The sequence below is a fragment of the Exiguobacterium sp. s16 genome (genome assembly GCF_018618115.1).
GTDB classification, from domain to species: domain Bacteria; phylum Bacillota; class Bacilli; order Exiguobacteriales; family Exiguobacteriaceae; genus Exiguobacterium; species Exiguobacterium mexicanum_A.
The window spans coordinates 678,226-690,508 of sequence record NZ_JACSLM010000001.1 but is presented as its reverse complement, the minus strand read 5'-3'; the positions used below and the strand labels follow the sequence as shown (position 1 = coordinate 690,508).

Sequence of the window (12,283 nt, the reverse complement as noted above, 5' to 3'; positions counted from 1 at the left end):
CAACGGGCGACCGAGGAAATGCCTCGGCTGGCGAACCGCACACGAGGCCTTCACCGAGGAAGTGTTGCGCTTAATTTGACAAACCGTCATACACAAAAAGACCGTCTGTTCGCAAGAAGCGAACAAACGGTCTCAATCGTTGGTCAAATAGCGGGCCAGATTGTCGAGCGTGGAGCGAAGTCCGGCATCATGATCTTGTTTCTGGATGCCCGGCGGTACGTTTTCACAAACGATTGTGACGCACGTCCCTCCATCGAGCGCCTCCAAATACCACGTCTGAATCATCTCACCAGCAAAGGCCGGGTCTGCTGACTCGAATGTACCCACCTGCACAATCTTGAGACCGGGGACGAGGTCCAAAAAGCGTCCGTTCGACACATCAGTCCGGTCCGTCGTTTTGCCGGAGATGAGATCGGCTTCTTCATACGTGAGGACGAGCTGATACGTGCCGCCGACCCATGGCTCGAACACGGTCGCACGAGCCGACATCCCTTTCGGTGGAAGCCACTCGACGAGCTCATCAGAGTTGAGAAATGCATGATAGATCCGTTCTGGAGTTGCCTCAATCCATGCCACGGCTGTATCGATGCGTCGATTCATATCGGATCACTCCTTTAGCGCGTGCTACAGTACAGTCAGTCGTGCGGAACTTCCTTTTAAATTTCTTCTTAAATTTCTTCGCCAAATCAACTCTCAAGATACATATCCATGCGCAACAATTCGTCTCGAAGCGGGGATAAATCTATTACCGAATGGACGCCCATCATATAGTCGTATCCAAAGAACACTTTGAACCTATACTCTTCGTCTGACTCATTCACTTTAGACTCTAACTCAGCGTAAAGCGCATTCCTTAACATGAGTCGAAGCATGTTCGGGATTTGGTCTCGTGACAGTGCCTTCCCTGGCCTCACTTTTTTACGAAGATCTCTCATCCGGATTGGATAAAGCGCATTGAACGCGCTTTTCGAAGAGGGGCGATACGCATAATCACGTCGTTCAAGATAGGAGACAGTCAATGTCTTCACTCCTAAATAACTCATGATTCGCTCAATCGCTTCAACGTAATTCGATTCCACGCGGAGATATTCCTCCAACATGAAGACGACACCGTCAAACGTTCGGAGGATGTCCGTGATTTCCGTCCACTCGTCAATTTTTCCTCTCGTTTCAGGATGATATTTGGTTATGCTATAGATGTTCACATAGTCACCTAGCCTGTTCCTTTGTTTTGTGTGTAGTCTAAAAAAAGGACACGACAGTAGAGTCGTGTCCGATTATGCGCCGACAATCGCGTCGTGATTCCCTTTTGTCCATCCGTAGGCGACTTCACGGAGGGCAAGTTCCCCGAACAAGCGCTCTTTCGCATCGATGACCTGCCCGTCACGTTGCTCATAGAACGTGCGGTAAGGGTTCAATTCGAGCGCCCAAATGATGAGCCCGTGATTCGACATCGCTTGAATCGCTCGCTCCAGCAATAGCGAACCAATCCCGTTACGCTGATGGTCCTCTAGAATGTAAATTGCATAAATCTCATTCGGATGGTCCGGATATTCGCCCGTCCGTTCTTCCCCGTAAAGAACGAACCCGACGATTTCCTCTTCGACGATGGCGACAAACCCTTCGACTTCTCGTTTTGCGAGGGCGCTGCGGACCTTTTCAGACCACTCGATCGCGTTCGAACCGAGCTTCAAGAGAAAGTCGGCCGGCACAATTCCCCGATAGGTTGTGCGCCATCCGTTCACCCTCACCCGCGCAATCCCGTAAGCGTCTTTTGGCTCGGCTTTCCGTATGAGCATCCGTACCCCCTCCTTAGCGTAAGTTTTACAAGTATTTTACCACAAATCACCCAATCGAAATCAGACTTCTTCCAGATTTGACTGACAATCATTTGACAAAAAACGACCGTAGGAAATCCTACGGTCGTACTGGTCAAGCGACGTTACGCGTTGTTGTAGCTTGCGTCTCCGTCAATGGTTTTTTCAAGAATGAGAGGAGGAGTGCTCCAATCAAGGCTCCGGCGAGAATCGCTAGAGCGTAAAGTCCCATGCTCATGACGACGTTTCCAGCTCCTTCAAGGAGTGGGAAGACGAAGATCCCACCGTGTGGCGCTGGCAATTGGATAGCGAAGAAGGCTGACAACCCACCTGCAATCGCAGATCCGAGAATCGCTGACGGTAATACCCGAATCGGGTCGGCCGCTGCAAACGGGATGGCTGCTTCCGTGATGAACGAGGCACCCATGATATATGCTGTCTTCCCGGCTTCACGTTCTTGTTTCGAGAACTTTTGACGAGCGAACACTGTCGATGCGAGTGCGACGAGAAGCGGTGGTACCATCCCACCGGCCATGACGGCTGCCATGACTTCTTGGTTACCGGCAGTGAGTGCTGCTGTACCGAAGACGTAGGCTGTCTTGTTAATCGGACCGCCCATATCGACGGCCATCATTCCACCTACGATGACACCAAGCAAGATGGCGTTCGCGCCACTCATACCGTTAAGTGTCTCCATCAACCAAGACATGAGTGCGGCGATTGGTTCGTTGACGACGAGAAGCATGATCATCCCAGAGATGAATGAACCGAGTAACGGGTACAACAGGACCGGCTTGATTCCTTCAAGTGTGGCTGGCAATTTCGCGAGCGCTTTCTTCAAGAAGAGGACGACATAACCAGCGAGGAAACCGGCGATGAGTCCACCGAGGAATCCGGCGTTCCCTTGACTGGCGAGTGCTCCGGCGACGAGACCTGGTGCGAGACCTGGGCGGTCGGCGATTGACATCGCGATGAAACCAGCAAGAATCGGGACGAGGAAGCCGAACGCTGCGCCACCAATCGTCATAAGTTGGGCGGCGAATTCGTTGTACGACGGGTCATCCGGGTTGGCGGAGTTGATGCCCCAGAAGAAGCTGAGGGCGATCAAGAGACCACCAGCCACGACGAGAGGAAGCATCGCAGATACACCGCTCATCAAGTGCTTGTAGATACCGGTGCGCTGTTCTTTTTGCTGACCTGATTTACCAGTCGCTTGATAGACCGGTCCATCTTGTTTCATGGCCCGGTTGATCAACTCTTCCGGCTTCCGGATGCCTTGGGCGACCGGGACTTCGATGACATGTTTGCCAGCAAAACGATCCATTTCGACGGCTTTGTCGGCTGCGACGATGATGGCAGTCGCTTTCGCGATATCGGCTGCTGTCAATTCGTTTTTGACGCCAGTCGATCCGTTCGTCTCGACTTTGATGTCGACGCCCATCGCGTCTGCTTTTTGCTTCAAGCTGTCGGCGGCCATGTACGTGTGGGCGATACCTGTTGGACACGCCGTGACGGCAAGGATGTAAGGAGCATCAGCTTGAACCGGTTTCGAAGCGACAGGAGCCGCCTCGGCTGCTTCTTTTTCTTCGATGGCCCGGATGACGTCATCTTCTGACGTGGCCGCATAGAGACGTTCTTGGAAAGCTGGGTCCATAAGGAAGACGGATAATTTCGAAAGTGTTTCCAAGTGTTCGTTATTGGCGTGTTCTCCGGCTGCGATCATGAAGAACAAGCGGCTGTCTTGGCCGTCGAGTGCCTCGTAATCAATGCCTTCCGAGCGTCCGAAAGCGATGGCCGGTTGTTTGACGGCTTTCGTCTTCGCGTGCGGGATGGCAATCCCTTCACCGAGTCCAGTCGTGCTTTGTGCCTCACGTGCGAGAATGGCGTCGCGATAGCCGTTGCGGTCCGATAGTTTGCCGGCGCGGTCGAGCACGTCGACGAGTTCTTCGATGACTTCGGCTTTCGAACGGCTACGGAGATTCAGTTGAATCGTGTCTTTTTTAAGAAGATCCGTGATGTTCATGTTGTTTCCTCCAATCGAGATAGTGGGGTGACGCTGACTTCGCCGACCAAGCGGTCCACGTCTTGTTTTGTGCACAGCCCGAACGTATATGCAGACGCGCTGCCGGTCGTGACCGCATAGCGGAACGCCTCGGTTGCGTCGTGGTCGAGAATGTTGGCGACGAATCCGGCGACGAGTGAATCGCCTGCGCCGACCGAGTTGACAAGTTTACCGCTCGGTGTATTCGCCGTATAAGCGCCTGAAGCGTTGACGAGCATGGCACCATCACCGGCGAACGAGACGATCACGTTTTGAGCACCGCGTTCGACCAACTGCTCCGCGTATGGGAGCGCCTGTTCAAACGTCTCGATGTCTGTATCGAACAGTTCACCGAGTTCATGGTGGTTCGGTTTGATCATAAGCGGTTTGAGTGCGAGCACTTCGAGCATTGCTTCCTTCGTCGTATCGACGACGAACTCGGCACCGTTCGCGCGGACCGTCTCAGCGAGCGTCCGGTAGAGCGTATCCGGCAGGTTGCCCGGGATGCTTCCAGCGAGCACGACGATGTCGCCCGGTTGGACGTGATCGAATTGACGCGTCAACCGGTCAAGTTCCGTGTCCGAGATGACGGGACCACTTGCGTTCAATTCCGTTTCTTCTTGCGCCCGGATCTTGACGTTGATCCGCGTTTGTCCGTCGACTTCGACGAAATCGGTTTGGACGCCTTTGTCCGTCAACGCCTTCTTGATGAAGTCTCCAGTCGTACCGCCGACGAATCCTAACGCGACCGTGTCGACATCGTATTCGCGTAAGACGAACGCGACGTTGATTCCTTTTCCGCCGGCACGCTGTGTCGTCTCTTGAATCCGGTTGACTTCTCCGAGGACGACTTCAGGGAGAGTGACGTAGTAATCGATTGAGGGATTGAGGGTTAATGTGTAAATCATTGGGCGTTCACCACCTTTGTGATTGATTGGATTGAGCTGATGTATGGCGTGTCACCAAATGTGACGAGTGTGGCTGCATCGAGTGATGCCACACGGCTGAACGAACGTTTCCCGAATTTTGAATCGTCCGCCAAAATATACGCCTCACGGGCCAAGTCGATCGCTGTCTTTTTGACGAGTGCCTCTTCCGGGTCCGGGGTCGTGTACCCGGCTTCTACGTCGACGCCGTTAATTCCGAGAAATGCGAGGTCGACCCGATAGTTCATCATGCTCTCGCGAGCATTATAACCGACGAGCGCTTGTGTCGAACGTTTCAACTCGCCGCCGATCACGAACGTTTTAATATCGAGGTCGAACAAGTCGTTGGCGATCGGTAAACTGTTTGTCACGACGATGACGTCTTTTCCGTTTAAGAAAGGAACCATCGCTTGCGTCGTCGTCCCGGCATCGAGATAGACGGACATCCCGTCTTCGATGAATGTCGCGGCCTTCCGTGCGATCGCGACTTTTTCATCGACGTGTTGATCTCGTTTCTCCTCGAACGTCGGCTCTTCTTCGTAGCGGGCCACGAGCGTTGCACCGCCATGAACCCGTTCGAGATAACCTTCGGCTTCAAGGTCGGTCAAATCCCGGCGAATCGTCGACTCCGACGATGCCGTCAACTCGACCAATTCTTTCAATTTGACGATCTTTTGCTCCGACAGACGTTGCAAAATCAGTTGATGTCGTTGTTTCGTTAACATCGTATTCCCTCCGTAGCTCTAATATAAAGCGTTTTCATTTAAAAAACAATCATAAACATTCAAAAACATTCATCTTTTTTTACGTTGTCACAATTATAACATAAAAAACGGTCACTAAGTGACCGTTTTTGACAGTTCGTTATCGTTTCATCAACCAATCGTTCAATCGGCGGATGAGTTCGGGGTGTAGCGGCGCCTCAATGGCGTCCCGATATTCCTTATGGAGCGTGAGGAGCGAGTGCGGGCTCGTCCGCTCGACGAGCAAGTGGTTCATGTCGTGGATGATGTGGCTGTCGACGTCCCCTTTGGTCCGAATCGAGTGGACATGTTCCGGTGGGACTTGGACGTCGCGATCACCGGTGAGAGCGAGCACGGGAACACGCACATGTTCGAGCCGTTCGCGGACGTCGTACGAGGCATGCTCGCGAATCCATTTGGCGTTCACGACTTGGCCGCGGTACTTGAAGGCGGCGACGTTCGTCCGCAGCGACCGTTCGAGCAAATCGTCTTGGCGCTGGCGAATCTTCTTCGGGACGCCGGTCAATCGATAGAACACGCCCTTGAGTCCTTTCACCGAACCGACTTCAGTTGCGAGTGCGTCGGCTTGCAGCAAGAACATCTTCTTCGAGGAATCGTTGAATCCGGCGAGAAGGATCAGCCCGGCCGCATTCGTCTCGAGCTGAACAGCCGGGGCGATGACGGCCCCTTCGCTGTGACCGAGCACATACATATCCCCTGCGTCCGGCTCCTGTTTGATGGCGTTGACGACGGTGATCGCATCTGTCACCAAATCGTGCAGCCCGACTTTATTGAAATCACCGTCCGATGCACCGATGCCTTGTTTGTCATAGCGGTAGACGTTGACACCCATCTCAAAGAGCGCCTCGGCCAGCTTTTTATATGTGCCGAATTGGGATGGTCCCAAATTGCCGTCCCGGTCGCTCGGCCCGCTCCCGCTGAGCAGGACGACCGTCTTTCGGGGCTCGCCGTGGGTCATCCACGTACCGGCCAGTTGTCCATAATTCGTTGTCACATTCAGTTGTCGTTCCATCGTATCGCCTCCCCTTTCATCATACCGAAGTAATGGATCCGTTTCGAGTAAAAGAATAGACCGCCCCATATGTGACGGTCTTACTTCTTATTGGAGAGTTAACCACTCGCTGAGCCATTTAACGTGATCACGCATCGCCTCGTCAGAAAGACGACTGATTGTGTCTTTATCTGTATAAACGTCGTTATGGGCTGTGACAGAATCATTGACGGAGATGACTGGGAACCCGGCTTGCTTGTACTCATCTAAGATTGATACGCCTAGACTCTTCACTTCGACAGGGCCAAAACCAATCCCCTCCATAAACGGATATGTCGTCATCCCACTTGTTTTGAAGAATCGATTCGTCTCCCCTGTACCAAGTATATCAAGTAACATGATGACACGCGGCGTCGTACCTCGATCTTGAAGCATCTGCAAATAGTGCGTACTTGATTCGTATCCATCCCCAGTTCCATTCAAGAAAACGTAGCGGACCGTTGCATCCGTCTCTACGTCATCCATCGCTTGAAGCGTATGGTAGAGCACGGATGCACCACCTAACCCAGTGAGAGCGTGATCGCCATACCAGCTTCCCTCAAGTCGGGCCATGACAATCACTTCTTTGTCAGTCGTGCCAGGTTGCGTAAACTCTACGTAAGGAATTTCGTCTGTGAACGGCTCAATCGCAACCGTTTGACCGTCTTGGAAAGACTCGGCTGTTATTCGGTCGACCCCGGCCCCATTCAAGCGAAGTGCAGCTGAAACGTAAGCGAATCCATATTCTTCCGGAGCATCCGGGTGTGGCGTAATGAGATAACCTGCCGCATTCGCTTCGGCTAATTTTGTAAGATAGCGATTCGCTGCCTCGTCATTAAGGACTTCTCCGTAATAATCGATTTCATACGCATCTTCCATCGCTTCATAAGATACGTCGGTCGTCGGTAGGACGATGACTCTTCCAGCCACATCAGGTATCGGGGCATCCCATTCCAAATGAAGCAGTTCCCCTTCAATTGTCTCTTCAAATGGAATTGTCGCGTACCCATCGTAAAATTCATCATCAATCGTTATAGTCGGCCAATTCGTGTTGAGCGGAGCGTAATGAATTTCACGTTTCATATCGACTGAAGTCTCGTCAGAAACACCGATACCTAACGACTCGAACAGTTCGACATTTTCATGGCTTTCTGCGACCCGATCGTATGAAGCAAAATATTCAGCCGTCTCATAAGGACTTGTTGCCGAGGCCGGATTGAAATAAAGAAAAATAGTAAATAGTGCCGACAGTAGGCTGTACATAATGGTCATCTACGTATCTCCATAAAAAAAACTCACCAATAAATGGTTGTATTATCCTATTATATTAAGTGATCTGACAATTGTATATTTATTTTTCAAGAAAAAACGGCCTCCCTCTTAGGAGGGAAACCGTTTAGATATTGTAAGACTTATACGCCTTCGTAAGCAGCGTACATGATTTCTTTCAATTCTTCGACGAGCGGCATTTTCGGGTTAGCCGTCGTACATTGGTCTTCGAACGCGTCGACTGCCATCTTGTCGATTTTCGCGTCGAGGTCCGCTTTCTTGATGCCTTGGGCTTTGAACGAGAGCTTGATGTTCAAGCGCTGACCGAGCTCGATGATCGCTTGGATGAGCGACTCGACGCCTTCTTCCGTCGTGCTGGCTGGAAGTCCGAGGTAGCGCGCGATTTCAGCGTAACGCTCGTCGGCGATGAATGACTCATATTTCGGGAACGCCGCGAGTTTCGATGGGCGTGTCGCGTTATAGCGGATGACGTGCGGCATAAGGATCGCGTTCGTCCGTCCGTGTGGGACATGGAACTCGCCACCGATTTTGTGTGCGATCGAGTGGTTGATACCGAGGAACGCGTTCGCGAACGCCATACCAGCCATTGTCGATGCGTTGTGGACTTTCTGACGCGCTTCGGCGTCACTGCCGTTCTCATACGCTTTCGGGAGGTAATCGAAGATCATCTTCATCGAACGAAGCGCGAGTCCATCCGTATAGTCGTTTGCCATGACCGAAACGTAAGCTTCGATGGCGTGTGTCAACACGTCCATACCTGTATCAGCCGTGATTGAAGCTGGGACCGTCATGACGAACTCAGGGTCGACGATGGCGACGTCCGGTGTGATCGCATAGTCAGCGATCGGGTATTTGACGTTGCGTTTCTTATCTGTGATGACCGTGAACGGTGTCACTTCAGAACCCGTACCTGATGTTGTCGGGATGGCGACGAACATCGACTTGTTGCCGAGTGTCGGGAACTTGTACGTCCGCTTGCGGATATCCATGAATTTTTGGCGAAGGTTCGAGAACTTCTCTTCAGGGCGTTCGTAGAAGAGCCACATCCCTTTCGCGGCATCCATCGGTGATCCACCACCGAGTGCGATAATCATGTCTGGTTGGAAGTGACGCATTGCTTCGGCACCACGCATGACCGTCTCGACCGATGGGTCTGGCTCGACTTGGTCGAAGATGCGGTACTCGACACCAGCCGGCAAGTTTTTGACGACTTTATCGGCAAATCCGAGTTTGACCATCATTTCATCTGTAACGATCATCGCCCGTTTTTTTGATGTGAGCGATTGAAGGTATTGGACCGAGTTTTTCTCAAAGTAAATCTTTTCAGGGACTTTAAACCATTGCATATTCACGCGACGTCTCGCCACCTTTTTCACGTTGAGTAGATGTTTCGCCGTCACGTTCTCAGAGACGGAGTTTTTACCGTACGACCCACAACCGAGTGTGAGTGATGGTGTCATTTCGTTATAGAGGTCACCGATCCCGCCGTGTGCCGTTGGCGAGTTGACGATGATGCGGCAAGCTTTCATCCGGAGTCCGAATGCGAGGATGGCGTCGTCGTCTGTCGAGTGGATGGCTGCCGTATGACCGAGACCACCGATTTCAAGCATCTTCTCAGCGATGGCGAAACCTTCTTCACGCGATTGGACTTTGTAGGCTCCGAGTACTGGGCTAAGTTTCTCGTGTGAGAGCAATTCTGTCGCGCCGACCGTCTCGAGTTCGGCAATCAAGATTTTCGTGTCGGCCGGAACACTAAGTCCAGCTTTCTCGGCGATCCAGGCTGCAGGCTTCCCGACGATTTCAGGGTTTACCGCACAAGAGTCTGTTTTAATGACGAGTGTCTCGAGTTTTGCTTTCTCTTCTGGTGAGCAGAAGTAGCAACCGAGCGCCGTCATTTCGGCTTTCACTTCTTCGTAAACTTCTTGGTCGACGATGATCGCTTGTTCAGATGCACAGATCATCCCGTTATCGAACGTTTTCGACAAGATGACGTCCGAGATGGCACGTTTTACTTTTGCTGTCTTGTCGATGTAGGCTGGAACGTTACCAGGACCGACACCGAGGGCCGGTTTACCAGTTGAATAGGCTGATTTGACCATCGCCGCACCGCCTGTTGCGAGGACCATGGCGACTCCTGGGTGGTTCATAAGCGCTTTCGTCGCGTCGAGTGACGGTTTTTCAACCCATTGAATCAAATGTTCCGGTGCGCCGGCTTCGATGGCTGCGTCACGAAGGATGCGGGCCGCTTCACTTGAACACTGTTGTGCCGACGGGTGGAAGCCGAAGATGATCGGGTTACGTGTTTTGATGGCGATGATTGCTTTGAACATCGTCGTTGATGTCGGGTTCGTGACCGGTGTTACCCCGGCGACGACACCGACTGGTTCCGCGATGTACGTGATGCCGTTTTGCTCATCGTCTTCGATGACGCCGACCGTCTTCTCACCACGGAGTGAGTTATAAATATATTCTGTCGCAAAGATGTTTTTGATCATCTTATCTTCAAACACACCGCGACCAGTTTCTTCATATGCATGTTTCGCGAGTGCGACGTGTTGTTCGAGACCGGCTAGCGCCATCGCCTGAACGATCGCATCGATTTTCTCTTGATCAAACGTCATTAACGTGTCGAGCGCTGTATGTGCTCGTGTGACGAGCGTGTCGACCATCTGTTCTGCTGATGTTTCCACTACTGCTTTCTCTTTAACTGCCATGTTGGGTTCCTCCTCATGAATGAGAGCTTATACTGCTGACTTGATGGAGAGCACGGGGCGATCAGTGGTTTGATAAGAGTTTGTGCTTTCCTTCACATTCATAGAATACAACGTTTCCAACAATTTGTGCGTGACAACAATGTGAACTCTTTCACAATATTTTTTTGAAGAATGAGGATAGGTCTTGCTTTTTGATAGGACGCTCAGTAAAATCGTATGCGTTTTCATGAAAAGATGAAGTCTAACAAATGTAAACGCTTACATATATTGTGACGCCTGTTTGTCTGATGTGCTGTGCAATTTGTCACGCAACAAGGATTGGTCGTCTACCCCGCCCTCGGTCGTGTATAATGAAGAAAGAACCTAATTAGGAAGTGACATGACTATGCCGAGACAAGACGCAGCCGATCAGTTCGTAAAACTGATCCCATTAATCCGCAGGAAGTTGTTACGCCGTTCCGACCTCCCGCAAATCCCAAACTTGAACTTTTCCCACTTTCATCTCCTCATGTTGATTGAGGATGAAGGTGCCGTGACGAACGGACACATCAGCGAGACGCTATCGATCGCCCCGCCGAACGTGACGCCGCTCATCACGAAGCTCGTCGATGAGGGCTACATCACCCGCGTGCCGGACGAGCGTGACCGCCGTGTCATCTGGAACCAGTTGACCGACAAAGGTGAGCTCGTTCTTCGCGAGCGTCGCGACTCGTTTCGACGCTTGTTCGAGGACCGCCTCGCTTTTTTAGACGAGGAAGAGACGGATCGATTGATCGACAGCCTGAAGACGTTGACGGAGATCGTCGAGAAGATGGATAAGAGCGAGGGATGATTTTTACTCGTCAATATCCACGTCTTCTTATATAATCGAGGATGAATCAATCGAACAATGGAAAGAGAGATGACATGTAATGGGTCGTAAATGGAACAACATTAAAGAGAAAAAGGCGTCAAAAGACGCCAATACGAGTCGCATTTATGCGAAGTTCGGCCGTGAAATCTACGTAGCCGCCCGCCAAGGGGAACCAGATCCAGAATCAAACCAAGCGCTCAAATTCGTCGTTGAACGGGCGAAGACATACAACGTCCCACGCGCCATCATCGACCGCGCCATCGACAAAGCGAAAGGCGGCGACGAAGAGAACTTCGATGAACTCCGCTATGAAGGGTTCGGACCGAACGGCTCGATGCTCATCGTCGACACGCTCACGAACAACGTCAACCGGACGGCGTCTGAAGTCCGCGCCGCTTTCGGCAAAAACGGCGGCAACATGGGTGTCAGCGGGTCGGTCGCTTACATGTTCGACGCGACGGCCGTCATCGGTGTCAGTGGCATGAGCGCCGACGACGTACTCGAACTCATGATGGAGCACGATCTTGACGTTCGCGATGTCATCGAAGAAGATGAGACGATTATCGTCTATGCGGAACCAGAAGCGTTCCATGCCGTCCAGACTGCTTTCAAAGCTGCAGGCATCGAGACGTTTGAAGTCGCCGAGTTGACGATGTTGCCACAAAACGAGATCACCCTCGACGACGAGTCGAAAGAACAGTTCGAAAAACTGCTCGACGTCCTCGAAGATCTTGAAGACGTGCGCCAGGTGTACCATAACGTTGAATGATCATGAACGAGCGATAACTTTTCGGAGTTATCGCTTTTTTTGAACAATCGATTTGACAACCCGAAAAACGTATGTTAAA

The 12,283-nt window shown here is 51.7% G+C and carries 11 protein-coding genes; 2 read left to right on the top strand and 9 right to left on the bottom strand.

Annotation, left to right across the window (positions count from 1 at the left end):
• Positions 1-132: 132 nt before the first annotated feature.
• The 9 genes from KNP86_RS03570 to adhE form a co-directional block, all read right to left on the bottom strand.
• On the bottom strand, positions 133-600 hold the full coding sequence (locus KNP86_RS03570) for an SRPBCC domain-containing protein (RefSeq protein ID WP_214752872.1): 468 nt from the start codon (positions 598-600) through the stop codon (positions 133-135).
• An 86-nt stretch (positions 601-686) separates the two neighbouring features.
• Positions 687-1,079 (bottom strand): hypothetical protein, encoded by a 393-nt coding sequence (locus KNP86_RS03565; RefSeq protein ID WP_161787531.1) that lies wholly within the window; start codon positions 1,077-1,079, stop codon positions 687-689.
• A 198-nt stretch (positions 1,080-1,277) separates the two neighbouring features.
• Positions 1,278-1,799 carry a GNAT family N-acetyltransferase gene (locus tag KNP86_RS03560; RefSeq protein ID WP_034777467.1) on the bottom strand — a complete coding sequence of 174 codons (522 nt, stop codon included), beginning with the start codon at positions 1,797-1,799 and terminating at the stop codon, positions 1,278-1,280.
• Positions 1,800-1,932: 133 nt separating this feature from the next.
• On the bottom strand, positions 1,933-3,840 hold the full coding sequence (locus KNP86_RS03555) for a PTS fructose transporter subunit IIABC (protein ID WP_214752870.1): 1,908 nt from the start codon (positions 3,838-3,840) through the stop codon (positions 1,933-1,935).
• Entirely contained in the window at positions 3,837-4,766 is a 930-nt protein-coding gene (gene pfkB / locus KNP86_RS03550; protein ID WP_034777465.1) for a 1-phosphofructokinase, read from the bottom strand. The genes KNP86_RS03555 and pfkB overlap by 4 nt, the downstream gene beginning before the upstream one ends.
• Complete coding sequence (locus KNP86_RS03545; protein ID WP_214752868.1) at positions 4,763-5,509, bottom strand: DeoR/GlpR family DNA-binding transcription regulator; 747 nt, start codon at positions 5,507-5,509, stop codon at positions 4,763-4,765. The genes pfkB and KNP86_RS03545 overlap by 4 nt, the downstream gene beginning before the upstream one ends.
• A 139-nt stretch (positions 5,510-5,648) precedes the next feature.
• Complete coding sequence (locus tag KNP86_RS03540; protein WP_214752866.1) at positions 5,649-6,560, bottom strand: alpha/beta hydrolase; 912 nt, start codon at positions 6,558-6,560, stop codon at positions 5,649-5,651.
• 87 nt (positions 6,561-6,647) lie between these two features.
• Positions 6,648-7,850, bottom strand: a complete 1,203-nt coding sequence (locus KNP86_RS03535) for a zinc-binding metallopeptidase family protein (RefSeq protein WP_034777462.1) — start codon at positions 7,848-7,850, stop codon at positions 6,648-6,650.
• A gap of 140 nt (positions 7,851-7,990) precedes the next feature.
• Positions 7,991-10,582 carry a bifunctional acetaldehyde-CoA/alcohol dehydrogenase gene (adhE, locus tag KNP86_RS03530; RefSeq protein ID WP_214752864.1) on the bottom strand — a complete coding sequence of 864 codons (2,592 nt, stop codon included), beginning with the start codon at positions 10,580-10,582 and terminating at the stop codon, positions 7,991-7,993.
• 385 nt (positions 10,583-10,967) lie between these two features.
• On the opposite strand from adhE, the gene KNP86_RS03525 reads away from it, so the two are divergent.
• Positions 10,968-11,414: a MarR family winged helix-turn-helix transcriptional regulator gene (locus tag KNP86_RS03525; RefSeq protein WP_034777458.1), complete on the top strand. Its 447-nt coding sequence runs from the start codon at positions 10,968-10,970 to the stop codon at positions 11,412-11,414.
• 79 nt (positions 11,415-11,493) lie between these two features.
• Positions 11,494-12,204 carry a YebC/PmpR family DNA-binding transcriptional regulator gene (locus KNP86_RS03520; RefSeq protein WP_214752862.1) on the top strand — a complete coding sequence of 237 codons (711 nt, stop codon included), beginning with the start codon at positions 11,494-11,496 and terminating at the stop codon, positions 12,202-12,204.
• Positions 12,205-12,283: the final 79 nt, after the last annotated feature.